The following is a 22450-nucleotide window of genomic DNA, read 5'->3' as shown; positions in this document are numbered from 1 at the left end:
TCTTTTGATTTTGCTTTTACGACCAGCGCTTGAAAATCAGCGAAGTATTTACCCCGCCAAACGCAAAGTTATTGTTCATCACATACTGATTACTCATCTGCCGGAACTCGCCGCGCAGGTAGTCCAGCTTGCCGCAATGCGGGTCGACCTCGTCGAGGTTGAAGGTGTGGGCGTAGAGGTCGCGGTTCATCATTTCGATGCTGAACCAGGATTCCAGTGCGCCGCAGGCACCGAGGGTGTGGCCGAGGAAGCTTTTTTGCGAACTGATTGGCATGTGTTCGCCGAACAGGCTGCTGGTCGCGATGGTTTCGGCAATGTCGCCTTGTTCGGTCGCGGTGCCGTGACCGTTGACGTAGCCGATGTCCGAAGGCTTGAGCCCGGCGTCTTCGAGCGCCAGTTCCATGGCCCTGCGCATGGTGACTTGTTCCGGACGGGTGGTGTGCTGGCCGTCGGCGTTGCTGCCGAAGCCGACAATTTCGGCATGGATGTGCGCGCCACGGGCCAGGGCGTGCTCCAGTTCTTCAAGCACCAGCATGCCGCCGCCTTCACCGATCACCAGCCCGTCACGGCCCTTGTCGTAAGGGCGTGGGCTGGATTGCGGGGCGTCGTTTTTCAGACTGGTGGCGTAGAGGGCGTCGAAGACCATGGCTTCGGTCGGGCACAGTTCTTCGGCACCACCGGCGAGCATCAACGGCAGACGCCCGAACTTGATTGCTTCATAGGCATAGCCGATGCCCTGGCTGCCGCTGGTGCAGGCGCTGGAGGTCGGAATCAGCCGGCCGGTGAGGCCGAAGAAAATGCTGATATTCGCCGCCGTGGTGTGCGGCATCATGCGCACGTAGGAGTTGGCGTTCAGGCCCTCCGCCACCGAGTTGAGCAGCATGTTGCCGAATGCCTTGATCTCGTCGGTGCTACCCGTGGATGAGCCGCACGCGACGCCCATGCGCCCGTCCTTGATCGACGAGTCGCCCAGCAACCCGGCATCGGTCAGTGCTTGTTCCGCCGCGCCGACCGCCAAGCGTGATACCCGGCCCATGCTGCGCAGTTGCTTGCGGGTCCAGTGGCTCGGCACCTTGAAATCATCGATGGGGCCAGCCAGTCGGGTGTTGAGTTCGGTAAAGCGATCCCACTCGTCCATGCGGCGAATGCCACTGCGGTTGGCCGCGAAGTTGCCGGCGATGGTCTCCCAATCGCTGCCAAGGGACGTGATGCCGGCCATGCCGGTGACGACAACGCGCTTCATCAGCACAGGCCTCCATTGACGGCCAGAACCTGCCGGGTGATGTACGAGGCTTCCGCCGACATCAGGAAATTCACCGCGCTGGCCACCTCTTCCGGGGTGCCCATGCGTTGTGCAGGAATCATTTTCATCAGCTCTTCCACCGGCACGTTTTCATCAAGCATCGCCGTGTCGATCAGGCCGGGCGCGACACAGTTGACGGTGATTTTGCGTTTACCCAATTCAATCGCCAGCGCCTTCGCCGCACCGATCAGACCGGCCTTCGAGGCGCTGTAGTTGACCTGGCCACGGTTGCCAATCAAGCCGGACACCGAGGTGATGCAGACAATCCGCCCGGAGGCGCGACGACGGATCATAGGCATCATCACCGGGTGCAGCACGTTGTAGAAACCATCGAGGTTGGTGCGCATCACCACATCCCAATCATCCTCGCTCAACGCTGGAAAAGCACCGTCACGCGTCAGGCCGGCGTTGAGTACCACGCCGTAGTAGGCGCCGTGGGTGTCCACGTCGGCTTCAAGAATTTCTTTGCAGCTGGCGCGGTCGGACACGTCGAATTGCAGGATTCGCGCGTTGCGGCCCAAGGCTTCTATTTCAGCCTGCACCGCTTGCGCGTCTGCCAGGCCGCTGCGGCAATGCAGCACGATGTCATGCCCGGCCTGCGCCAGGCGCAGGGCGATGGCGCGGCCGATACCACGGCTGGAACCGGTGACCAGTACGGATTCAGTCATGGCTGCGTTCCTTGTGAAGAACCTTCGGGTTCAGAAAGATATTGAGCTGCCTGCGGCGGACGGTACACGTTCAGACGGGCGGTGGCGTGAATGCCAGGGGCGTTGATGTGGCATTCGAACACGCCCATGCCGTTATCGTCTTCCAGCGAGCGGAGGCCGTGGATGGTCAGCTCGGTGCCGGCCGGAAAATGCTCGACGTTGCATTCGAATTTGCGGCTGCCGAGCAGGAAGCCGAGTTCCACCGCATCGCCACGCTGACGCGCCCGACAGCCGGCGTAGGCGGCCACGCTTTGCGCCATCAGTTCAATGCCGACCCAGGCCGGCAGGCTGCCGTCGGCACGGTTGAACAGCCCGGCTGATTTGACCGTGAGACGGGTATAAATCTGCTCGTCATCAAACGCCAGGATCTCATCGATGAGGATCATGTCGCCAGCGTGCGGCAGCAGTTCGGCGAGCGGCCAGTCAATCATGGGGCGTCTCCGATAATCAGGCTGACGTTGTTACCACCGAAAGCGAAGGAGTTGCTCATCAGGTAGCGGGGATGTGTGGACGCCAGGCGAGTGGCCGGGGTCACCCAATTCAGCGCAGGAAGTTCGGGGTCCGGTTGGCCATCCCAGACATGCGGCGGCAGGGCGTGCTCGCGGTTGCCCGTGCTCAGGCTCAACCAGCAGAACGCCGCTTCCAGCGCGCCAGCCGCACCGAGAGTGTGGCCAGTCATGGGTTTGGTGGAAGAACACGGCACTCCGTCAGGGAACACCGCCGCGACGGCCTGGCTTTCCATGGCGTCGTTGTGTTGAGTGGCGGTGCCGTGCAGGTTCAGGTAACCGATTTGTTGCGGTTGCAGTCCGGCGCGATTCAATGCTTTGCGCATTGCCTGTTGGGCACCACGGCCGGAGGGTTCCGGTGCAGAAATATGGTGCGCATCGGAGCTGGCACCGCTGCCGAGCAAGGCAATCGACGGGCTGTCGCCGGGCTGTTTGCTCATCAGGAACAGCACGGCTGCTTCGCCGATGTTGATGCCGTTACGGTTCAGCGAAAATGGGTTGCAGCGCTGCGCGGACACCGCTTCCAGCGCCGAAAAGCCATTGAGGGTCAGTTTGCACAGGGTATCGACACCGCCGCACAGCACCACGTCGCACACGCCAAGATCGAGCAGGCGTTGGGCGCTCATCAGTGCGCGGGCGCTGGAAGTGCAGGCCGTGGAAATCACATAGGCCGGCCCACGCAATTGCAGCCACTCGGCAAGAAAATTCGCCGGTGCGCCGAGCTCCTGTTGCTGATAGTCGTATTCCGGAGGGAACTGCTGTTCGCGGATGAAATGGGCCAGGCCCTGGCTGGCTTCGTCGATGCCCGACGTGCTGGTGCCCAGAACGACACCGATGCGCTCGCGGCCATAGGTCTGAATGGCTTGATCGATGTCCTGACGAATTTGCAGGGCGGCTTCCAGCAACAATTGATTGTTTCGGCTGTGTTGCCGGGGCAGTTCGGCTGGAATTGCCGCCAGTTCGCCACGCACCGCACCCACCGGCAACGATCGCTCCGGCACCCAACCGGCTTCGTTGCGCATCCCCGCGCAATCGCCGGCAAACAGGTTGCGCGCGACTTCGTCCTTGTCACGGCCCAAGGAACAGATGACTCCGAGAGCATTCAGGTAGGCGGTCATGGTGCCTCCCCGCTCAGGGGCGTGACTTGATATTTCGGGCCTTTGGGCAGGTTCAATACAAAGCTCATCGGTTGTGAATAACGAACGTCCCAGCGCTCAGGCAGGGAGCGTTGCGCGCCATGCTGCCAGGCATCGGGATAGTTGCTGTGCAGTTCGTCCTTGGGCGTCAACGCAAACAGCAGCGCCGCGAACAGCTCCCGGGCTTCCGGGTTGGGCGGCAGCAGGCCATCGGCATGCCATGCGCCATCGACCAGTTTCTGGCGTGCCTGGGGAATGCCCAACAAGTCCATCATCGACCAGCGAATACCCGGGCCTTCACGCTGGATCACCAGCACCCAGTCCTGACGTTGGTCGGCTTGCAGGCGCTGGATGTGCAATTGCAGTGGCAACGACAGGCCTGAGGTTTGCTTGGGCAGCGGTGCCTGGCTAGCGCAGGCGCTCAGCAACAGGATGCAACCCAGCAGCAGCGCAGTACGCCCTGTAGGAGCGAGCTTGCTCGCGATGGACGCCAGCGATAACGCGGGCGGTCTGAATAAACGCGTTGTCCAGACGTTTTTCGCGAGCAAGCTCGCTCCTACACTAAACATCACGCAGCACCTTCCAGCGGTTTACGTGCCACCACATTGACCAGGGTTTCTTCCCGCTGGCCGAAAGGTTTTGGCCTGCACAGTCCCAAGACTTCCAGCAGGCCAAAGTCCTTGGCGCGACTCCACCACAGGTACGGATACGACACGTTTTGCGCACCGAATTCGAAACCCTGGCCACGGATCATTTGCAGATACTGCGCGGCACTTTTTTGTACCTGCATCGGGTGGCGAAACAGCCAGCGAATCACCCAGGTATCAATGTAAGCCTCGGTTGATTCCGCAAACAGCAAGTAACCGCCGGGCTTGAGCACGCGATAGAACTCGGCCAGTGCCTGTTCCTGCTCCACCAGATGATGAAAGGTCTGGTGACAGAACAGCAGATCGACGCTGGCATCCGGTACGGCGAGGGTCGCGCAGTCGCTGCCTATCAACTCCACCGTCATACCTTGATTGACTGCTTCTTCACGGCTCTGGTTCAGGCTGTGGGGGTCAGCGTCCACGCCTATCAGACGTTCGGGCATGAAAGCTTCGCGCAGATACTTGAATGATTTGCCCTGACCGCAGCCGGCATCCAACAGCACCGGATTGCTTGGCGGTGCTTCGCTGAACAGGTTGCGCAGATCGTTGATCGCAACGCGCAATACCCGGTATTGCCAGGTGTGACTGCGCAGGAACCACAGGCCAAAACGGGTTTCTTCGACGTAGTTGTCGCTCAAGTAGCTCATGTCGCATCCTTTGCGCAGAATTCGGAAATCACTTTCAGCCGGCGCTTGGCTTCGCTGACGAACGGGTTGCGTTCGTCCCAGGCATAGCCGGCCAGGATCGAGCTGATCATGCGGCGGATTTCCGCTGAGCTGCCCTCATGGTAAATCACGTCCTGGAAGGTTCCGGCGTACCAGCCTTCGACATAGCAACGGAACGTATCAACGCCGCGCTTGAGCGGTTCGGCAAATTCCTTTTGCCAGTCGACGGCTTCGCCTTGCAGTTGGCGGTGCAGAACTGCGGCCGCCATGCTTGCCGAACGCATGGCAATAGTCACGCCGGAAGAGAACACCGGGTCGAGGAATTCCGCCGCGTTGCCCAGCAGTGCAAAACCCGGCCCGTGCAGTGTTTTGACGTTCGCCGAATAGCCACCGATGGTTCGGGCAGGCGTGTCCCATACCGCGTTGTTCAGCACGCCGGAAAGGCTTGGCGTTTCGGCGATGAAGCCGCGCAGGCAATCGTCCAGATTGTCAGTGCGGCCATCAAAATGTTCCGCCGCCGCGACCACGCCTACCGAGCATCGGCCGTTGCTGAACGGGATGGTCCAGAACCACACATCGCGCTTCGTCGGGTGCGTGGTGACGAGGATTTTGCTGCGGTCGAAGGTTGGACTGTCGATGCAGTCTTCGACGTGAGTGAATACGGCTTGGCGCACCGGAAAATTCGACGGTGCTTCGAGGTCGAGCAAACGCGGCAGGACGCGACCATAACCGCTGGCGTCGAGCATGAAATCAGCCTCGATGCGGTACTCGCTGCCGTCCTCGCGACGTACGCCGAGCTGCGGTTTCGGCCATTCGACGTCGACGCTGACGATGGTTTCGCCATAGCGAATTTCTACGCCTTGCAGCGCCGCCTGATCGGCCAGCAGCTTGTCGAAATCGGCACGTTGAACCTGAAAGGTCGTTGGCTTGCCGTGGCTGAAGGTGTCACCGAAATCGAAGGCGCTGTAGCGTTCGCCCCAGGCAAACGCTGCGCCGGTTTTCACCTGGAATCCGGCGGCGTTGACCGCATCAAGCATGCCCGCTTCTTCGACGAAATCCAGGCAGTGCGCCAACAGGCTTTCGCCGATGGAAAACCTTGGGAAATGCTGACGCTCGATCACCAGTACGTCGTGGCCCTGGCGCTTGAGCAGCGCGGCGGCGATTGCACCCGAAGGGCCGGCACCGATGACCACGACCTGGCGATTTTCCATCTCAATGATTGGCATGGGGGCTCCTTGCCGGGGCGGCAGCTTTCAAGGGGATCCGGTGCATGCCGGCCAGTGCCGGCAGCAGTGTTGCGATCAGACCCATCAGCATCAGCGCAAAGTACAGCGCCGGGCTGATGAGCTGTTGTTGCAGCAGCAGGTTGAGAAAGACGATCTCGCTCAAGCCGCGAATGTTCAGCAATACACTTTCGCGCCAGCGGCTGGCGCCTTTGAACGAAGCGCCGGCCCAACCGAGGCCGAGCCAGTTGCCCAGCAACTTGCTGGCAATCGGCAACAGCAGCAGTGCCGCCATTTGCAGCCAACCCAGGCTGTCCATTGCACTGTGCACATTGATCTGCACGATGCCGAACGTAAGGATCAGCGGGATGGCGAGGTACGTCTGCAAGCGACTCATCCAGATTGCCGGCAGCGGCAACACCAGCGGTGCCTTCAGTGCGGCCATGATCAGTACATAACCGATGCCGAAAATCAGTGCGTTGAGCTTGTAGTGCTCGGCGACCATCAGCAGGACAAAAAAACTCACGCTGTAGAGCCAACGTTGACGCAGGCCGAGCAGCCGCAGCAGGACGGGCAGGCAAGCGCCGGCCAAAGGCAGCAACAGGCTGCTCAGGTGCAGGGTGCCTTGGGCGAGGGCGAACAGGGTCCAGCAGGCGAGGTCGATAAGGATCGCGGTTTGCACCAGTCGTCGGGTAGCGGCGGGCGGGTAGTCGATGTGGCGCAGGTACAGGTACAACACTGGAATGGCGGTGATGGCAAACAGCAAACCGACCGCCAGCGAACTCAGCCACGGCTGTGGTGGCAATAGCCAGATCGCCGTGGCCAGACCGCAGGAAAACGGAATGCAAAAACTTGGCAGGGCGATTTTCAGGCTCTGGCGGTCCAGTTGCAGGTCGATCACATCGCTGAGAATGTAGCCCAGCAGCAGCGCGAAGCTCAGGCTGTAGAGGTTTTTCAGCCAATCCGCAGACACCAGCGCCGCACCACTCAATTGCCAATGGGGTTCAACCCAGAAATACATCAGCAACGGCAGGCCGACGGTGGCCAGCAGCAATTGGCTGACAATCGGAATCAAGCCTAAATGGCGACCGACGCCGGTCGCCACGGCGAACAGCGCCAGGGCCATTACCCAAAACAGCACGACCATCATGCTGCCGGCTCCGCGATTGCAACGGCGTGCGGATGTTTTCCGGCCCAGGGTGCCAGCATGAAACTGAAGGCCAGGCCGAGGCTCACCGACAGCCCGAAGTTGCTCACTGCCGGCGTGCTTGAAACCGCCAGCAAGCCGAACGACAGCCAGGTGGTCAACGCCGCCAGTAAGGTGCCCAGCAGGCTCACGGCGGCACCGCCGACCTGTTCACGCATGAGGATCGCGTAATCGACGCTGATCGCCGTCACCAGCAGCAGGCCGAACAGGCTGAACAGGGTCAATGGCTGCCCCAGCCAGCCGAGGCTGGCCAGGCTGCACAGGGCGGCCAGCAACGGCAGGGAAACAATACGCAGCGCACCACTGAGACCGAATGGCAGGATCAACACCAACACGATCAACACACAGGAAGCGAGTTTCAGTTCGGCGGCACTGACCTGCGTCGCGGCGAACACCGTGTTCAACTCACCCAACCGATCCACCAATTTGACGCCCGGCAAATCCTCGGCCTGAACCCGCAGCAAGCCAGGGTTGTTCAGGCCTCGCAGGCTGACCATTGCAGCCACACCGTCGTCGTTCTGGCCGAGCCACAGCGGGCGATAAGGTTCTGCCAAAGGGCCGACCAGCGCCGCGTCGATGTCTTCCGTTGGCAGCGCCTGCAACGTCGCCAGCTCTGCTTGCAGCGCTTCGACCGGCACGCCGACGTCGAGCAATGGTTGCCAGAACTGCGGCAGTTTGTTCAACGCTTCGCGCACCTGACGCTGCTCGCTCGGTTGGCTGACCAATTGATTGAGCGACAGGTAGCCCTGAAGTTTGTCCAGGTTGACCAGTTGATCCAGACGGTCGCTCAGGGCGATCTGGCGTTCGAGCAATTGCTGTTGATTGTCCCCGCGCACCAGGAAGAACTGGCTGGTGGGTTGATAACCGGTGATGCGCGCAATGGTCTGGGCTTCGTCCGTCAATTGCTGCGGTGCGCCGACCCACTGGCGAATGTCGTTTTTGCTCCCGAGCTGCAACAGGCCACCGACGCAGAAGGCAATCAGCAGTGCAGTCAGCACAGGCGTGCGTGCGCGCTGAAGCAACGCGTCGCGCACCTCAAGCAAATACTCGCAAAGTCGCAGCGGCCACTGCGCCGGGCGTAAATCCACACCCTTGAGCAGCGCCGGCAACAGGCACACGGCGGACAAGTACGCACCTACCAGACCGGCGGCAGAGAACACGGCGATCTGCGTCAGCGCCGGAAATGGCGTCCAGGCCAGGGCCAGGTAACCGATGGTGCTGGTGATCAGGCTCAGCGTCAGCCCTGGCAAGGTCAGGCGCAGGGCAGGCCAACTGTGCCAGGGTTTCAGGCTCCAGCTCTTGGACAGGTAATGCAGCGGGTAATCGACCGCGACGCCGATCAGGCTCGAACCGAGCACCAGTGTCATGACGTGCATGTGGCCGAACAGCGCGACACAGGCCACCGCGCCAAACAGCATGCCCACCACCACCGGGACAAACGCCAGCAATACGCGCCAGCGGCGGAAGGCCAGTAACAGCAGCAACAGAATGCCCAGCGTGGCGCCGCCGCCGACCCAAGTCATCTCGCGGCTCGCTTGTTGCTGACCGTTGGCTGCATAGAGCAAGCCACTGGCGGCCAGCAGTTGCACGCCGGCTTCGGCGGCCTCTTCACGGCTGTGCTTGAGCAGGTCGGCCACTTGCAGCGGCAGGTTCATGTCGAAGGCATTGCCGGTGGTCCGCGCGCGCAGCAGCACCCAGCTCTTGCCGTCGGCATCGGCAATCAACGCGCCGCTGCCGATATCCAGTTGTACTGAGCCGTGTTGCGGCTGGCTGTTCTGAATGCGCCCGGTCAGGCCCAGCCAGTCGTCCTGGCTTGGCACCAGGCTGAAACCGGTGAAGGGGTCGAACAGCGCTTGCACCCGTTGCTGGATGAACAGGTCGGGATGCTCGATCAGTTGCTGGCGATCTTCCGCCGAGAGCATCGCCAATCGGCCTCGCAGCAGTTGTGTGCGCAGGGCCGGCAAGTCGGCTTGCAGGTTCCACTGGACCTTCTCGAACAAGCCGCTGGCCTGCCACTGATCACCGAGTTTTTGCGCCATCGCGATGGCTTGCTGGCGGTCGGCATGGCCCACCAGCACCAGCATTTCGCGGTTCAGTGGTTCTTGCATGCGTTGCTCGGCGCGCAGCTCCAGCGCGTCCGGTGCAGTGCCAGGCACCAGTTCCATCAGGTTGGCCGACAGCGGTGCGCCGTCACGCCATTGCCAACCGGCGAGCGCAAGCACCGCCAGCAGCAGGATCAGGAACAGCCTCGGCAACATGCGTTCACTCGGCAAAGTCGTGTTGCTCCGCGTCGCTCAACGGTTGGGCGCTGGTGCTGTCCTGCATGCGCAACAGGGTGCTGTCGCCCTGGGTTTCCAGCAGCTCGATACTATGCACCAGTTCGCCACCGGTGATGTTGATCTGATTGAACACCTGCTTGAGCAACATCGAGCGCGGCACCAGCGTCAGCTGCCAGCCCTGTGCGTCGCCGCTCAGCGACAGTTCGAAATCACGTTGTAGCCCGCTGCTGTCGCCTTGCAGTACGGCGAGGAACAAACGGTTTTGCTCGGCACCGGCACTCTTGCCCGGCAACATCTGCCAGCCGCTGGCGTCACGCCGGGCAATGCCTTTGTCGTTGATGCGGTAATCCTGTTGCAGCGGCGTTTTCAGCAGCCACAACAAACCGTGGTTTTTCGCGAGGACGAACGTGCCTTTGCTGGTCAGCGGTTGAGGCAGGGCACGCAAGTGTTTTTCCTGGATGAAGTTGCCGTGAATCACCTCGGGTTTGGCCAGTTGATCGCTGAGCTGTTGCAGATCGAACGCGTGAGCCAGCCCTGGCAGGCCCAGTAACAGACAGAACACTGTAGAAGCGAGCTTGCTCGCGATAAACCTGAGGGCGCTGCGGAGTGTCAGGTGCCTAGCGTCATCGTTGACGACCATCGCGAGCGAGCTCGCTCCTACAGGGGAGCGGGGGTGGCAGAAGTTCATGGCAGGGCCCTCTCTACGGCGTCGGTGAATACCTTCGGCGAGGCCAGCAGCATTTCGCGATTGCTCATGTCGACGGCGACTTGCACGGAAACGGCACGGGTCAGGCGTTCGCCGGTTTCCAGGTCGCTGATGAGGTAGTTGATCTTCAATCGATTCTCCCACTCCACCAGATTGGCTCGCACGTTGAGCTTCTGGCCAAACACCGCGCCGCGCACATAACGCAGTTGCAAGTCGATCACCGGCCACGCGTAGCCCGACTTGGACATGGCGCTGTAGTTGTGGCCGATCTTGTCCAGCAGCGCGCAGCGGGCGACTTCCAGGTATTTGACGTAGTGGCCGTGCCAGACCACGTTCATGCTGTCGACGTCAAAGAACGGCACGAGGATTTCCGTATCGGCGTGAAGCACTCCCTTGCTACGCATGCAGCCTCCAGTGTTGTTCGGCGATACGTTGCAGGCACAGGCGCAATTCGCCTTCCAGTGCGCGGTCTTCGATGACCGGCGGGAAATCCTTGGCCAACGCTTCGTGCATGGCGGCCAGCGCCGGTGGCAATGGCCGCGCGTCTTCAGCCTTGCTGCGCAGCCACACGCCTTGATTGGCGGCCAACAGCGTGGCGGCGGCGACCTGCTCGGTCAGCTCCAGCACACGAATCGCATCGCGGGCGGCGATGGTGCCCATGCTGACTTTGTCCTGGTTATGGCATTCGGTGGAGCGCGAGAACACGCTGGCCGGCATGGTGTTTTTCAGCGCTTCGGCGGTCCAGGCACTGGTGCCGATCTGCACCGCTTTGAAACCGTGATTGAGCATGGCGCGCTCGGCGCTGGCACCGGACAGGTTGCTCGGTAAACCGTGGTTGTAGCGTTCGTCCACCAGCAGCGCCAGTTGGCGATCCAGCAGGTCGGCGACGTTGGCCACGAGGTTTTTCAGGCTGTCCATGGCGAACGCGATGTGGCCGCCATAGAAGTGCCCGCCGTGCAGCACGCGTTCGGCTTCGGCGTCGATGATCGGGTTGTCATTGGCACTGTTGAGTTCGATCTCGATGAACGAACGCAGCCAGTTCAGGCTGTCTGCCAGTACGCCGAGCACGTGGGGCGCGCAACGCAGGGAATAGCGGTCTTGCAGGCGATGCAGCGGCGCGGTCGGGGCGTCGATCGCCAGGTCCTTGCGCAGCCACGCGGCGACTTGCATCTGCCCCGGATGCGGTTTGGCGGCGAACAGGCGTTCGTCGAAGTGCTCCGGATTGCCTTGCAGGGCGACCACGTTCAGCGCGGTGATGCGCGTGGCCAGTTGCAGCAGGTAGTCGGCGCGGGCGTAAGCCAGGCAGGCAAGACCGGTCATCACGGCGGTGCCGTTCATCAACGCCAAGGCTTCTTTCGGGCGTAGCACCAGTGGCTGCCAGTTCAGTTCACGGTGCACATCGGCGGCTTGGCGGCGTTCGCCACGGAACATCACTTCGCGCTCGCCGGACAGGGTCGCGGCGACGTAGGACAGCGGCGTCAAATCACCGCTGGCGCCCACCGAGCCCTCTTCAGGGATCAGCGGCAGGATGTCGTGTTCGAGGAACGCTTGCAGGCGTTCCAGCAGTTCCACGCGCACACCGGAGACGCCGTGGCACAGCGACTGCAAACGCGCCGCCAGCACCGCGCGGGTCGCCTGGGCGTCGAGCAGTTTGCCCAGCCCGCAGCCGTGAAAGGTGTACAGATGACGCGGCAATGCTTCGACATGGTGCAGCGGCACCGCGACCACGCAGGAGTCGCCGTAACCGGTGGTCACGCCGTAGATCACGCCTTCCTTGTCCAGCAGGGAATCGAGGAATCGCGCGCCCTTGGCAATGCGTTCGCGATACGCGGCGTCGTTCTGCAACCGCGTCGGCGCCTGACGGTTGGCCAGGGCCAGCACGTCTTCGATGCGCAAAGGGAGTTCGCCGAAGGTTACCGGCTCAAGCGTTGGCGTCGTCATCGGTCTTCCAGAAAGGGTAAAAGTTGAACCATTGTTGAGGCGCTTCGAGGCAATAGTGACTCAGGCGCCCGGCATAACGGGAGGCGCACTGATGAATGACCTGCTCGCGGTCGCTGCGCTTCCAGGTGATTGCGTCGGCGAACGGTTCGATGGTCAGCCGATAATCACCGTCGGGCTTTTTCAGGCACAGCAGCAGGTTGATCGGGCATTTCAGCAAGCCGGCGAGCAGCCACGGCCCTTGCGGGAATTTTGCCGGGTGGCCGAGGAAGTCCACGGTCACGCTGCGCCCGCCATGCAGTGGTACGCGGTCGCCGGCAATCGCCAGCCACTCACCGCGCTCCAAGCGTTCGCTCAGTTGCAACATGATCAGCGGGTCGAGCTCGCTGACCTGAATCAGGCGCAGATTGGTCGCCCCGGCTTCGCCCAGCAAGCGATTGAACTGCTCGGCGTGCTTGGTGTGCACCAGCACGTTCATCGTGACCTTTTCGCCGATCTCCGCCAGCGCGCGGCAGACTTCGAGGTTGCCCAAATGCGCACCCACCAGCATTTGCCCACGCGTGCCGCGCAACTGATTGCGCAGCAGCGCCGGGTCGATGATTTCGATCTGATCGATGCTCAGCTTGCCGTTCCACACGTCGAGTTTGTCGAGCATGGAATCGGCGAAGGCCATGAACTGGCCAAACACTCGCCAATGGGTCGGGCGCAATTCGGCGCGGCCGCTCCAGTCGGCGAGGCGTTGCTGGTATTGCCAGGCGCTGTGACGGGCGGTGCGGCCGAACAGGAAAAAGTACAAGACGATGCCATACAGCACGGGGCTCAGCAGTCGGCGACCCAGTACCTTGGCACCGAACGCGGTGAGTTTCATCAGCCAGAAACTGCCGCGCTCCTCGCGGTCGGCCCAGTGCTCTTTATCAGCGTTGCTGCTCATGCTCGCCACCGACGCCAGAGGATCACGGGGGAGCGCAACAACATGCCGAAAAACAGCCGGGTGTGCATGCTCGAAATCAGTACGTTGTCGTGGAACATGCGGAAATGCGAAACGCCATCCAGCGGGTAATGGACTTTGGTTTGCAGCCATTGCATTGGCTGATTGCGCCAAGCCAGACGCACCAGAATGTCCGAGTCGAAATCCATCCGTTTGCCTATTTTGGCGGTGTCGATCAGTGCCAGGGCCGGTGGTAACGGATAGACCCGGAAGCCGCACATGGAATCGCGGATCTGTAACGACAAGGTGTTGATCCAGACCATGACGTGGGTCAGGTAGCGTGCATAGAGGCGGCCTTTTGGGACGCTGGCGTCGTATTGCGGATAACCGCAAATCACCGAATCAGGATGGGCTCGGGAGCGTTCGATAAATCGTTCGACGTCTTGCAAATCGTGCTGGCCGTCGGCGTCCACTTGCAAGGCGTGGCTGAAGCCCAGGCGCGAAGCTTCACGCAAGCCGGTCATTACGGCGCCACCCTTGCCCTGGTTGGCGGCGAGGCGGATCAGGTAAACGTTGTCGCGTTTGGCCAGTTCATCCAGCACTTGGGCGCAGGAAGGGCTGCTGCCGTCGTCCACCAGAATGCACGGCAGATGACTGCCGAGCAGGGCGTCGACCACCGTGGTGATCGCGGTTTCATGGTTGTAGACCGGGATGATTGCGCAGGGGTTATGCATGTTCTGAAGCCTCCGCAAAACCCTTGTGGCGAGGGAGCTTGCTCCCGTTCGAGTGCGAAGCACTCGCCATGAAGCCCGAGCACGGAGGTTTTGGGGCAGCTTCGCAGCCCAGCGGGAGCAAGCTCCATCGCCACATTAAGCCTGCTTTATGCATAACCGGCAGGCTCCAGCAATATCCGCCCACTGGAGCAGGTAGCCGTTTCATTGCGGTAGGCGAAATACAGCTTGCTGCGTACCGGGTCAAAGCGCAGGTGCAATTGGACTTCATCCCCAGGACGCACCAGTTGCTGGAATTTCAGCACTTCCATGCCGGCGAATTTTTCTGGCAAGTTCATCAGTTGCTGACCCAGGCTCAGTGCCCACTCTACCTGCACCACGCCGGGCAAGACGGGCGCGGTCGGGAAGTGGCCGCTGAAGTAAGCCAGGTCCGGCGGTACAGCCAATTGCAGGCTCCATTCACCGTCAGTTTCGAGCTGCTGCAACACTTCCGGGCATTTGGGGCGCGGCGCTGACAACAGGGCTTCGACATCGGCCTGGGGCAGTTTGCCTTGAGCATTCAGCGGCAACTGTCGCAGCATGCGCCAGCGGCGTGGCAGTGCCAGCGCCTCGCAATGCTGGCTCAGGTGTTGGCGCAACGCTTGAGTGAGGGTGCGTCGGCCTTGATTACGCAAGGCGTGCAAACCTGATTCGCTCAACACCAGCAGCGCACCCAGTGATGCACGGTTTTCCTGGACCACGCCAAGCCGCGCTTCGGCGACCCAGTCGTGGTCCGTCAATGCCTTTTCCAGCATCGGCAGCGAGATACGCTTTTCTTCCAGTTTGACGATGCGGTCCAGCCGCCCTAGCAGTTCAAAACGACCATCGGCAGCGATTCGTGCCGCATCGGCGGTGTGTTCGATATGGCCTGGCGGCAAGTATGGCGAGTTGATGAGCAGCGCGCCGTCAGCGTCCTGGCTCAGCGTGACATCGGCAAAGGGCTGCCAGAGATCATGCCCCTGACGCCAGGCAATGCCGCCGGTTTCCGAGCTGCCGAAGATTTCCGTCGGCCATTGCTGAAGGCGTTGATGCAGGCTCTGCGCGGCGTCGGCCGGCAGTGCCCCACCGGAAGAAAACACCCGCCGCACCGCACTCAGGGCCTGCCAGTCGAGGTTATCGCCCATGCGCTTGAGCAGCGCCGGGCTGGCGACCCATGCAAAAGCCGGATGCTCGCGGCTGGCGCGCTGCAAGTCTTCGGGGAAGGCCAGTTGCTTGCGCACAAACGAGCGCCCGGCGCACAACGGCCACAGCACCCGAAACAGCAGGCCGTAGATATGTTGGGTGGCGACGCTGCCGATGATACACGCCGGGCCCAGGTCGGCCCCCCACAGTTGTTCAAGGGCTTCGACTTCATTGGCCAGCTGGCGCAGGGTTTTTTCGATGCGCTTGGGTTCGCCGCTGGAGCCGGACGTGCACAGGCTCAGCGAACAATGATCGAGGTCCAGCGCCTCGGCGCTGAGCGGCGGATCGCGATAGACGTTGAGGTGGGCGTCATCGGGGTGATCCGTCAGCCACAGATCAACTTCGCTCGACCAGCGTTCGCGTGTCCCGGCTTGCAGATCGGCCGGCAGCAACACGCTGACCCCGGCGCGCCAGGCACCGAGCAGGGCAATCGCCAGGTCGGCGGCATCTTCAAGGTGCACGGCGATGCGCTGCACGCCTTGGGTTTGCAGGCCGGCGGCCAGGCTCAAGGCCTGTTCGCACAGGTGTGCGTGATTGAGCAGGGGGGCGGCCGTGATGGCACGCTGCGCTTCAGCCTTGAGCAACAGGTGCTCAAGTTTTATCCAATTCATGGGCGGCCTCGTACCCGTTGTCGTATGAGCCATTCAATGGCAAACATCAGGCCGATCAATCCGTAGGAGATCAGGCCTGTGTACAACATCCACCAATTCAGCGGCGCCCACAGGGTCAAAAGGGCGGCGCACAAACCGTTGCAGAAAAAAAACACGCTCCAGGCCACGGTGACCTGACGGGTGTAGCGGATCGCCTCGGGCGGTAACTGCGATTCCCGTAGCCGCGCCAGGCGTTCAACCATTGGCGGACCCCATTTCAGGCTCAGGCCGAACAGCACCAGCATGAAGCCGCTGATAAGCACCGGATACCAGCGCAACAACAATGTGCTGTCGAACACCGCCAGCAACAGGCAGAACACCATTGCCACACTGGCCATCCACAGGCTGCCGGGCTTGCGCTCGCCGGTCAGTGCTCGCGCCAGCCACAGGCTGCCCAACAGCAAGCCAAACTGCCACGGCGCAAAGTGCTCCATGCCGAAATACACCGCGAAGGGGTACAGCAGGCCCGCCAACAGCAGGCCGAGGCCAATCAATCGACTCATGCGGCCGGTTGAACCAGACGGTAGACCGCCTCGACCACGTCGCTGACGGTACGCACCGATTTGAATTCTTCGGCGGCGATTTTCTTGCCGGTCTGGCGTTTGATGTGATCGATCAGGTCGACCGCGTCAATGCTGTCGATTTCCAGGTCCTGATACAGGTTGGATTCGAGGCTCACACGCTCGGGATCCAGTTCGAACAGCTCGACCAAGGCATCGCGCAGGGTGTTGAAAATGTCGTCACGAGTTTGCATGGTCCGGTCTCAAGCTGCCTGTTTTGCAGTGACGAACGCCGCAAGGCTCGCCACGTTGCTGAAGTGATTACGCGTGTCTTTGGCATCGGCATCGATTTTGATGCCGTACTTTTTCTGGATCGCCAGACCGAGTTCCAGGGCGTCTACCGAGTCCAGTCCCAGGCCTTCGCCGAACAACGTCTGATGGTCGTCGATGTCCTGGGCACTGATGTCTTCGAGGCCCAGGGCTTCGATGATCAGGTCTTTGATTTCCAGCAACAGGCTATTGGTGTTCAGATCGCTCATCTTCGGCGAGCTCCTTAATAAAGTAAGAATGCAGATAATCGTTGAGCTTGCGCGAGGCCTGAGGGGCTGGGCCGAGCGCGGCGAAGGCCTGTGGGTCTATATCGGCCCCGACGCGGAAACTGAAGTGCACGCGCCGATTCGGAATGCGATACCAGGGTTCGGCCTTGGTCAATGTGGTGGGGCTGACCTTGATGACGACCGGGGTGAGGATTTTCGCACCTCGCAGGGCAATTGCCGCCCCACCCCGATGAAAGGCCGGCGCCTGGCCCGGTTGGGTGCGGGTGCCTTCGGGGAAGATGATCAGGGTCTGGCCGTCTTTCAGCGCATCGGCGGCGGCATCGAGCATGTCCATGCTGCCATCATTGCTGATGTATTCAGTGCTGCGCAGCGGGCCACGGGTGAAGGGGTTTTCCCACAGGCTTTGCTTGACCACGCAGTTGGCATGGCGCACGAGGCCGATCAGGAACACCACGTCGATCAGCGACGGGTGATTGGCGATGATCATCTGCCCCGGCCGGCCCAGTTTTTCCGCACCTTGAATGTCGTAGGTCAGCACCCCGGCGCGCGCCATGAAGCGCACGAAAAACCAGAAGCAGCGACTGACCGTCTGCCGTGCGCGCAGGCGGTGAGTCTGGGCGTCGCCCGGCAGGCAGCCGAGCAGCGGGAAAATCACCAGCCGCAGGCACAGCCCGCCTAGCCCGAACAGGGCGAAGCTCGCGGCGGTGGCCAGCAGGCGCCAGTAGTAGGCGTCGCGGTTTTTTTCGGTCACGGGTTGCGTTGCCAGGTCCATACACGATTTTTCCAGGCATGTTGGCAGGTGGTTTGCTGGCCAAGCATCGCGCGCAACAGATTCAGCGCATGGGGCCAGCGGGATTTGGACAACGCATCCGTGGGGCTGTTCAGGGACAACTGCCAGTCACGACCGGGGGTAATCAACAGGCCGACGGCATAGGGAAACGGTACATCGTCGATCCAGGTCGAGTAGGCCTCGGGCGGTTGTTCTTCGGTGATCACCAGCAGTACGGCGGGCGCGCCTTCATTCAGTAGCGACGCGGCTTCCAGCATCCCGTGTTCCAGGCCATCGCCCGCAGCGGCGAGGGCCGTCATTTCGCTGGTTTCCCCGCGCATGATCGACCACAACCCGATGATCGCGTTGTGCACCGACAGGCTGAACTGGGTCGGTGACAGCGGCTGATCGACGGCCAGATCGCTGAGAATGTCGAACGTGCGCGGGGTTTCGCCGTGACGGGAAATAAAGACCAACGGTAGATCCTGACGACCCTCGGCCAATGGCCAGCCGACGCTGAACGCCATCCGTGCCAGACGGCTCAGTCGCCGGCGCTGCATGGCCGGCAGAAATGACACGTCGGGTGCGTCATCGCTGCCCGGGAGCACGACCGGCTGCCGGCTCCAGGCCTGCCAGTCGTCCACGCTTTCGAGCCCTGGGGCCCATGCGCGCCACTGGGCGATGTTGAAGTTGATCACAGACATTCATCCCGCCCTTGCGGGCTTCCTTGACGCGGTGAGTGGTTGAAGGCCACGACACACCCGCGTGGCGCATTGCGCCGAGTGGCGCGCATTATCGCGGTGCGGCGAACGTGTAGCAAATACTGGTTACATTTTGCTCAGTAAGATGTACCGGTTAGTTCGCGAAAACTGAACGTTTGACAATTATTCACATCGCCAACGGCCCGTCTGTCGGCTCTGTCGTCGAGCCAGCCACCCTATTGCGGCATTTTCCGCGAGAGATTGCCTATGACTGTGTAGTCCCTGTCTCTGCGAGGTAGCTAAGCAACGTCGAGGACCACTACACTCGGTCATTCTTTGATACACGGAGGTTTTGACATGCGGCGCGTGGTGTTCAATCAGAAAGGTGGCGTGGGCAAATCCAGTATTGCCTGCAATCTGGCGGCGGTCAGTGCCAGCGAGGGTTATCGCACCCTGTTGGTGGATCTCGATGCCCAGGCCAACTCCACTCAGTACCTGACGGGACTCACCGGCAATGACATCCCGATGGGGATTGCCGATTTCTTCAAGCAGACCCTGTCTTCCGGGCCGTTCTCCAAGAAAAACCAGGTCGACATCTACGAAACCCCGTTCGACAACCTCCACGTCATCACCGCCACCGCCGAACTGGCGGACTTGCAGCCCAAGCTTGAGGCCAAGCACAAGATCAACAAGCTGCGTAAGTTGCTCGAAGAGCTTGATGAGGATTACGACCGGATTTATCTCGATACACCGCCCGCACTGAATTTCTATGCGGTTTCTGCGCTGATTGCCGCCGATCGCGTGCTGATCCCCTTTGATTGCGACAGTTTCTCGCGTCAGGCGCTCTACGGCCTGCTGGCGGAAATAGAAGAATTGAAGGACGACCACAACGAAGGCCTCGAAGTCGAAGGCATCGTAGTCAACCAATTCCAGGCCCGCGCCAGCCTGCCGCAGCAAATCCTCGACGAGCTGATCGCTGAAGGCCTGCCGGTGTTGCCCGTTTACCTGGCCAGCTCGGTGCGTATGCGCGAGTCACACCAGGCGAACACACCGTTGATCCATCTCGATCCGCGGCACAAGCTGACGCAGCAGTTTGTCGAGCTGCATAACTTGCTGGAAAACACCTGAGTCTACTGACTGCACAGAACCACTGTGGGAGCGAGCTTGCTCGCGATGAGGGCTTCACATTCAACATCTTTGTTGACTGATCCACCGCTATCGCGAGCAAGCTCGCTCCCACAATGATCGGGGTGTTTTCAAATCCCTTGGCTGGCCAGCCAGCTCATCAACTGCGGTAACGAAAAGGCCCCGCTCTGGCGTGCGACTTCCCGGCCGTTCTTGAGCAGGATCAGGCTCGGAATCGAGCGAATCCCCAACTGCGCCGACAACTGCTGGTTCGCCTCGCTGTCCAGCTTGGCCAGTCGACACTTGCCCGCCAATTGCCCCGCCGCCTGCTCGAACACCGGCGCAAACGACTTGCACGGCCCACACCAGTCCGCCCAGACGTCTACCAGCAACGGCAGATCGCCCTTGATCTGGCTGGCGTAGTCGCCTTGCTTCAATTCAAAGGGTTTGTTCAGCAGAACTTCAGCCTTGCAGCGACCGCATTTGGGGTGATCGTTGAGGCGTTCGGCGGGGATGCGATTGAGGCCATTGCAGTGGGGGCAAGGGATGAGGAGTGGGTCGGTCATAAGGGGGGTCCTGTGAAGAGTCCGATTGATCCTATTTGGAGACGTTTGCTCATGTTTTCAATCGTGCAGCGTGCTGCGATCAAACTAGGCTGGGTCGTAATGAGCGCGACCGTTGGTCCACCCATGATTATCGCAACTTGCGATATTTTTGATCTGTGATTAACTCCCCATAGCAGAATGCGATAAGGATGTTGCATGCGTGTGTTCTCGGAAAAAAGGATTTGGGATTCAAAAGCGAAATGGCCCAATGCGGCGACTGCACTTGATCACTGGTATCGACTAGTCAGGCGAAATAGCCCTTGTGATTTTGCCGCGATGAAATCGCTGTTTTCTGCGACCGACAAGGTCGGTGAGTTTCATGTGTTCGATATCGGAGGAAACAAGCTGCGCTTGATTGCATATGTACGGTATCGGGGTCAGAAGCTGTACATCAAATACGTATTGGATCATCGCGAATATGATCGGGAAAAATGGAAGGAGGGAAAGGAATGAGTGTACTTATCAAGCAGGCCGCTGAGCATTGGGAATTTGTCTCGCCATTGCTGCGCAAACCAAAAAACGAAGATGACTACGACAGGCTTGTCCTGGCGCTCGACGAATTGCTCGAGATAACCGGTGACGACGAATCGCATCCCTTGATGAGTCTTGTAGATATCATCGGTGACTGGATCGAGGAATGGGATCATAAACATCGTCCCATGCCCGAGGCCAGCGGTGCCGATGTCCTTGGTTACATGATGCGCGAACACGGCCTGACCCAGAGCGATCTGCCGGGCGTCGGCCCTCAGTCAGTGGTATCCGAGATATTAAGCGGCAAGCGCCAGCTCAACCTGCGGCAGATCCGCTGGCTGGCTGAGCGCTTTGGTGTGTCGGTGGAAACCTTTATCTGACCGCCTCACGACGAACAACTGATCTCAAGATGCTTGCCCCACTCTGGCGGCCGCTCGGCGTAGCTTTCCATTCCAGGCTGTTCTTCGAACGGCTTGCTCAACACAGCATGCAGTCGCCGAACCTCTGAATAGTCGCCGCTCTCTGCCGCGTCGATAGCCTTTTGCGCCAGGTAGTTGCGCAGGATGTACAGCGGATTGACCGCGTGCATCCGGGCGCGACGCTGTTGCTGATCAACCTCGCCTTCACGGGCGACCCGGGCGAGGTAAAGCTCGCCCCAGGCGTCGAAACCCTTGATGTCGACGAAGTCGTCGCGCAAGCGGGCGATTGCCAGTTCTGGTGCCTGGTCGCCCAATCGGCGGAAAAACAGCGTGTAATCGACGCCGCTGTTTTGCATCAGCTGCAGCAGGTGTTCCAACAACTTCTGGTCATCGTCTTCGGCGGTAGTGAAGCCGAGGCGGCGGCGCATCAGGTCGAGGTAATGGGCCTGGAACAGCGGGAGGTACAAGCCAAGGGTTTCGCGCAGTGCCTCGACGCTGATGAACGGTGTCAGGGCCTGAGCCAGCGCACTGAGGTTCCACTGGCCGATCGGCACCTGGTTGCTGAAGGAGTAGCGTCCTTGATCGTCGGAGTGATTGCAGATGAAATTGGCGTCGAAGTCGTCGAGGAAGGCGAACGGGCCGAAGTCGAAGGTGATGCCGAGGATCGACATGTTGTCGGTGTTCATGACGCCATGGCAGAAGCCATAGGCCTGCCACTTGGCGATCAGTTCGGCGTTGCGCTCGACGATTTCGCGGAACATGGCCAGATAGGGTTCTGGCTGTTCCAGGCACTCGGGAAAATGCATGGCCAGCACATGCTCGCCCAGCTCCTTCTGCATCTCGGGACGTTTGGTGTAATAGAAATATTCAAAATGCCCGAAACGCACATGGCTCGGTGCCAGGCGCAGGACCATGGCTGCGCGTTCCTGTTTTTCGCGCCAGACTGGCGTATCGGAGCCGATCACACACAGCGCCCGAGTGGTCGGGATTTTCAGGGCATGCAGGGCTTCTGAAGCGAGGAACTCGCGGATCGACGAGCGCAGCACCGCTCGTCCGTCACCCATGCGCGAGAAAGGTGTTTGGCCGGCACCCTTGAGGTGCAGGTCCCAATGCTCGCCGGCCTCGTTGTACACCTCGCCCAGCAACAAGCCGCGACCGTCACCCAGCTGCGGGTTGTAGGAACCGAACTGGTGGCCGGAATAGACCATCGCCCTCGGGATCGCGTCGGCCCAGAGCTTGTGGCCGCTGAACAACTCGGCAAACTCCGGGGTGTCGGCCACGGCCGGGTCGAGGTCCAGCAGCGCCATGGCGGCGGGGCTGGCGACCACCAGTCGCGGATTGTCGATGGGCTCGGGCAGCACATGGGCGGAAAACGCATCGCCCAGGCGGTCGAAGCGATTATCGAAGGTCAGTTCGTCGAGGGCTTTCAAGGGCCGTCTCCAGCAGAATGTCCGAG

25 protein-coding genes are annotated in these 22450 nt (G+C 60.9%); 3 read left to right on the top strand and 22 right to left on the bottom strand.

Annotation, left to right across the window (positions count from 1 at the left end):
- Positions 1 to 16 precede the first annotated feature (16 nt).
- The 20 genes from KUF73_RS15765 to KUF73_RS15670 form a co-directional block, all read right to left on the bottom strand.
- Positions 17 to 1243 carry a beta-ketoacyl-ACP synthase gene (locus KUF73_RS15765; protein ID WP_218438993.1) on the bottom strand — a complete coding sequence of 409 codons (1227 nt, stop codon included), beginning with the start codon at positions 1241 to 1243 and terminating at the stop codon, positions 17 to 19.
- The gene (fabG, locus tag KUF73_RS15760; protein WP_218438992.1) at positions 1243 to 1971 is read right to left on the bottom strand and encodes a 3-oxoacyl-ACP reductase FabG; all 729 of its coding nucleotides are present in this window, start codon (positions 1969 to 1971) and stop codon (positions 1243 to 1245) included. Before fabG ends, KUF73_RS15765 begins: the two co-directional genes overlap by 1 nt.
- On the bottom strand, positions 1968 to 2441 hold the full coding sequence (locus tag KUF73_RS15755) for a hotdog family protein (protein ID WP_218438991.1): 474 nt from the start codon (positions 2439 to 2441) through the stop codon (positions 1968 to 1970). The genes fabG and KUF73_RS15755 overlap by 4 nt, the downstream gene beginning before the upstream one ends.
- Positions 2438 to 3634, bottom strand: coding sequence for a beta-ketoacyl-[acyl-carrier-protein] synthase family protein (locus KUF73_RS15750; protein ID WP_218438990.1), 1197 nt, complete (start codon positions 3632 to 3634; stop codon positions 2438 to 2440). The genes KUF73_RS15755 and KUF73_RS15750 overlap by 4 nt, the downstream gene beginning before the upstream one ends.
- The gene (locus KUF73_RS15745; RefSeq protein WP_256345650.1) at positions 3631 to 4221 is read right to left on the bottom strand and encodes a hypothetical protein; all 591 of its coding nucleotides are present in this window, start codon (positions 4219 to 4221) and stop codon (positions 3631 to 3633) included. The genes KUF73_RS15750 and KUF73_RS15745 overlap by 4 nt, the downstream gene beginning before the upstream one ends.
- Positions 4221 to 4946 carry a class I SAM-dependent methyltransferase gene (locus KUF73_RS15740; RefSeq protein ID WP_218438989.1) on the bottom strand — a complete coding sequence of 242 codons (726 nt, stop codon included), beginning with the start codon at positions 4944 to 4946 and terminating at the stop codon, positions 4221 to 4223. Before KUF73_RS15740 ends, KUF73_RS15745 begins: the two co-directional genes overlap by 1 nt.
- Entirely contained in the window at positions 4943 to 6190 is a 1248-nt protein-coding gene (locus KUF73_RS15735; RefSeq protein ID WP_218438988.1) for an NAD(P)/FAD-dependent oxidoreductase, read from the bottom strand. The genes KUF73_RS15740 and KUF73_RS15735 overlap by 4 nt, the downstream gene beginning before the upstream one ends.
- Positions 6177 to 7337, bottom strand: a complete 1161-nt coding sequence (locus tag KUF73_RS15730) for a sodium:proton antiporter (RefSeq protein WP_218438987.1) — start codon at positions 7335 to 7337, stop codon at positions 6177 to 6179. The genes KUF73_RS15735 and KUF73_RS15730 overlap by 14 nt, the downstream gene beginning before the upstream one ends.
- Positions 7334 to 9652, bottom strand: a complete 2319-nt coding sequence (locus tag KUF73_RS15725) for an MMPL family transporter (RefSeq protein WP_218438986.1) — start codon at positions 9650 to 9652, stop codon at positions 7334 to 7336. The genes KUF73_RS15730 and KUF73_RS15725 overlap by 4 nt, the downstream gene beginning before the upstream one ends.
- A 4-nt stretch (positions 9653 to 9656) precedes the next feature.
- Positions 9657 to 10361 carry an outer membrane lipoprotein carrier protein LolA gene (locus KUF73_RS15720; RefSeq protein WP_218438985.1) on the bottom strand — a complete coding sequence of 235 codons (705 nt, stop codon included), beginning with the start codon at positions 10359 to 10361 and terminating at the stop codon, positions 9657 to 9659.
- The gene (locus KUF73_RS15715) at positions 10358 to 10783 is read right to left on the bottom strand and encodes a thioesterase family protein (RefSeq protein ID WP_218438984.1); all 426 of its coding nucleotides are present in this window, start codon (positions 10781 to 10783) and stop codon (positions 10358 to 10360) included. The genes KUF73_RS15720 and KUF73_RS15715 overlap by 4 nt, the downstream gene beginning before the upstream one ends.
- Positions 10776 to 12320, bottom strand: coding sequence for a histidine ammonia-lyase (hutH, locus tag KUF73_RS15710; RefSeq protein WP_218438983.1), 1545 nt, complete (start codon positions 12318 to 12320; stop codon positions 10776 to 10778). The genes KUF73_RS15715 and hutH overlap by 8 nt, the downstream gene beginning before the upstream one ends.
- On the bottom strand, positions 12301 to 13248 hold the full coding sequence (locus KUF73_RS15705) for a glycosyl transferase (protein ID WP_218438982.1): 948 nt from the start codon (positions 13246 to 13248) through the stop codon (positions 12301 to 12303). Before KUF73_RS15705 ends, hutH begins: the two co-directional genes overlap by 20 nt.
- Positions 13245 to 13979: a glycosyltransferase family 2 protein gene (locus tag KUF73_RS15700; RefSeq protein ID WP_218438981.1), complete on the bottom strand. Its 735-nt coding sequence runs from the start codon at positions 13977 to 13979 to the stop codon at positions 13245 to 13247. Before KUF73_RS15700 ends, KUF73_RS15705 begins: the two co-directional genes overlap by 4 nt.
- 146 nt (positions 13980 to 14125) lie before the next feature.
- Entirely contained in the window at positions 14126 to 15808 is a 1683-nt protein-coding gene (locus KUF73_RS15695) for an acyl-CoA synthetase family protein (RefSeq protein WP_218438980.1), read from the bottom strand.
- Entirely contained in the window at positions 15805 to 16350 is a 546-nt protein-coding gene (locus KUF73_RS15690; protein WP_218438979.1) for a hypothetical protein, read from the bottom strand. The genes KUF73_RS15695 and KUF73_RS15690 overlap by 4 nt, the downstream gene beginning before the upstream one ends.
- Positions 16347 to 16601, bottom strand: coding sequence for an acyl carrier protein (locus KUF73_RS15685; RefSeq protein ID WP_007992314.1), 255 nt, complete (start codon positions 16599 to 16601; stop codon positions 16347 to 16349). Before KUF73_RS15685 ends, KUF73_RS15690 begins: the two co-directional genes overlap by 4 nt.
- Before the next feature lie 9 nt (positions 16602 to 16610).
- Entirely contained in the window at positions 16611 to 16886 is a 276-nt protein-coding gene (locus KUF73_RS15680) for a phosphopantetheine-binding protein (protein ID WP_218438978.1), read from the bottom strand.
- Complete coding sequence (locus KUF73_RS15675) at positions 16864 to 17676, bottom strand: 1-acyl-sn-glycerol-3-phosphate acyltransferase (protein WP_218438977.1); 813 nt, start codon at positions 17674 to 17676, stop codon at positions 16864 to 16866. The genes KUF73_RS15680 and KUF73_RS15675 overlap by 23 nt, the downstream gene beginning before the upstream one ends.
- Positions 17652 to 18377 (bottom strand): beta-ketoacyl synthase chain length factor, encoded by a 726-nt coding sequence (locus KUF73_RS15670; RefSeq protein WP_218438976.1) that lies wholly within the window; start codon positions 18375 to 18377, stop codon positions 17652 to 17654. The genes KUF73_RS15675 and KUF73_RS15670 overlap by 25 nt, the downstream gene beginning before the upstream one ends.
- A gap of 354 nt (positions 18378 to 18731) precedes the next feature.
- Here KUF73_RS15670 and KUF73_RS15665 point away from each other — a divergent pair, with 354 nt between their 5' ends.
- The gene (locus KUF73_RS15665; RefSeq protein ID WP_218438975.1) at positions 18732 to 19502 is read left to right on the top strand and encodes a ParA family protein; all 771 of its coding nucleotides are present in this window, start codon (positions 18732 to 18734) and stop codon (positions 19500 to 19502) included.
- Between the two features lie 128 nt (positions 19503 to 19630).
- Here KUF73_RS15665 and trxC read toward each other — a convergent pair whose 3' ends face one another.
- Entirely contained in the window at positions 19631 to 20065 is a 435-nt protein-coding gene (trxC, locus tag KUF73_RS15660) for a thioredoxin TrxC (RefSeq protein WP_218438974.1), read from the bottom strand.
- Between the two features lie 195 nt (positions 20066 to 20260).
- Here trxC and KUF73_RS15655 point away from each other — a divergent pair, with 195 nt between their 5' ends.
- Together KUF73_RS15655 and KUF73_RS15650 are read left to right on the top strand one after the other, a co-directional pair.
- Entirely contained in the window at positions 20261 to 20557 is a 297-nt protein-coding gene (locus tag KUF73_RS15655; protein ID WP_218438973.1) for a type II toxin-antitoxin system HigB family toxin, read from the top strand.
- Positions 20554 to 20955 carry a type II toxin-antitoxin system HigA family antitoxin gene (locus KUF73_RS15650; RefSeq protein ID WP_218438972.1) on the top strand — a complete coding sequence of 134 codons (402 nt, stop codon included), beginning with the start codon at positions 20554 to 20556 and terminating at the stop codon, positions 20953 to 20955. Before KUF73_RS15655 ends, KUF73_RS15650 begins: the two co-directional genes overlap by 4 nt.
- Before the next feature lie 5 nt (positions 20956 to 20960).
- On the opposite strand, the gene selO is transcribed toward KUF73_RS15650, so the two are convergent.
- Positions 20961 to 22424, bottom strand: a complete 1464-nt coding sequence (selO, locus tag KUF73_RS15645) for a protein adenylyltransferase SelO (RefSeq protein ID WP_218438971.1) — start codon at positions 22422 to 22424, stop codon at positions 20961 to 20963.
- Positions 22425 to 22450 lie beyond the last annotated feature (26 nt).

It is taken from the genome of Pseudomonas sp. PD9R, from assembly GCF_019200975.1.
GTDB lineage: Bacteria > Pseudomonadota > Gammaproteobacteria > Pseudomonadales > Pseudomonadaceae > Aquipseudomonas.
This window is presented reverse-complemented; position numbering and strand designations above follow the sequence as displayed.

Bases quoted from the DNA above. Each gene is read 5' to 3' on its own strand.
- KUF73_RS15765 (WP_218438993.1), bottom strand. From the start codon at position 1,243: ATGAAGCGCGTTGTCGTCACCGGCATGGCCGGCATCACGTCCCTTGGC.
- fabG (WP_218438992.1), bottom strand. From the start codon at position 1,971: ATGACTGAATCCGTACTGGTCACCGGTTCCAGCCGTGGTATCGGCCGC.
- KUF73_RS15755 (WP_218438991.1), bottom strand. From the start codon at position 2,441: ATGATTGACTGGCCGCTCGCCGAACTGCTGCCGCACGCTGGCGACATG.
- KUF73_RS15750 (WP_218438990.1), bottom strand. From the start codon at position 3,634: ATGACCGCCTACCTGAATGCTCTCGGAGTCATCTGTTCCTTGGGCCGT.
- KUF73_RS15745 (WP_256345650.1), bottom strand. From the start codon at position 4,221: ATGTTTAGTGTAGGAGCGAGCTTGCTCGCGAAAAACGTCTGGACAACG.
- KUF73_RS15740 (WP_218438989.1), bottom strand. From the start codon at position 4,946: ATGAGCTACTTGAGCGACAACTACGTCGAAGAAACCCGTTTTGGCCTG.
- KUF73_RS15735 (WP_218438988.1), bottom strand. From the start codon at position 6,190: ATGCCAATCATTGAGATGGAAAATCGCCAGGTCGTGGTCATCGGTGCC.
- KUF73_RS15730 (WP_218438987.1), bottom strand. From the start codon at position 7,337: ATGATGGTCGTGCTGTTTTGGGTAATGGCCCTGGCGCTGTTCGCCGTG.
- KUF73_RS15725 (WP_218438986.1), bottom strand. From the start codon at position 9,652: ATGTTGCCGAGGCTGTTCCTGATCCTGCTGCTGGCGGTGCTTGCGCTC.
- KUF73_RS15720 (WP_218438985.1), bottom strand. From the start codon at position 10,361: ATGAACTTCTGCCACCCCCGCTCCCCTGTAGGAGCGAGCTCGCTCGCG.
- KUF73_RS15715 (WP_218438984.1), bottom strand. From the start codon at position 10,783: ATGCGTAGCAAGGGAGTGCTTCACGCCGATACGGAAATCCTCGTGCCG.
- hutH (WP_218438983.1), bottom strand. From the start codon at position 12,320: ATGACGACGCCAACGCTTGAGCCGGTAACCTTCGGCGAACTCCCTTTG.
- KUF73_RS15705 (WP_218438982.1), bottom strand. From the start codon at position 13,248: ATGAGCAGCAACGCTGATAAAGAGCACTGGGCCGACCGCGAGGAGCGC.
- KUF73_RS15700 (WP_218438981.1), bottom strand. From the start codon at position 13,979: ATGCATAACCCCTGCGCAATCATCCCGGTCTACAACCATGAAACCGCG.
- KUF73_RS15695 (WP_218438980.1), bottom strand. From the start codon at position 15,808: ATGAATTGGATAAAACTTGAGCACCTGTTGCTCAAGGCTGAAGCGCAG.
- KUF73_RS15690 (WP_218438979.1), bottom strand. From the start codon at position 16,350: ATGAGTCGATTGATTGGCCTCGGCCTGCTGTTGGCGGGCCTGCTGTAC.
- KUF73_RS15685 (WP_007992314.1), bottom strand. From the start codon at position 16,601: ATGCAAACTCGTGACGACATTTTCAACACCCTGCGCGATGCCTTGGTC.
- KUF73_RS15680 (WP_218438978.1), bottom strand. From the start codon at position 16,886: ATGAGCGATCTGAACACCAATAGCCTGTTGCTGGAAATCAAAGACCTG.
- KUF73_RS15675 (WP_218438977.1), bottom strand. From the start codon at position 17,676: ATGGACCTGGCAACGCAACCCGTGACCGAAAAAAACCGCGACGCCTAC.
- KUF73_RS15670 (WP_218438976.1), bottom strand. From the start codon at position 18,377: ATGTCTGTGATCAACTTCAACATCGCCCAGTGGCGCGCATGGGCCCCA.
- KUF73_RS15665 (WP_218438975.1), top strand. From the start codon at position 18,732: ATGCGGCGCGTGGTGTTCAATCAGAAAGGTGGCGTGGGCAAATCCAGT.
- trxC (WP_218438974.1), bottom strand. From the start codon at position 20,065: ATGACCGACCCACTCCTCATCCCTTGCCCCCACTGCAATGGCCTCAAT.
- KUF73_RS15655 (WP_218438973.1), top strand. From the start codon at position 20,261: ATGCGTGTGTTCTCGGAAAAAAGGATTTGGGATTCAAAAGCGAAATGG.
- KUF73_RS15650 (WP_218438972.1), top strand. From the start codon at position 20,554: ATGAGTGTACTTATCAAGCAGGCCGCTGAGCATTGGGAATTTGTCTCG.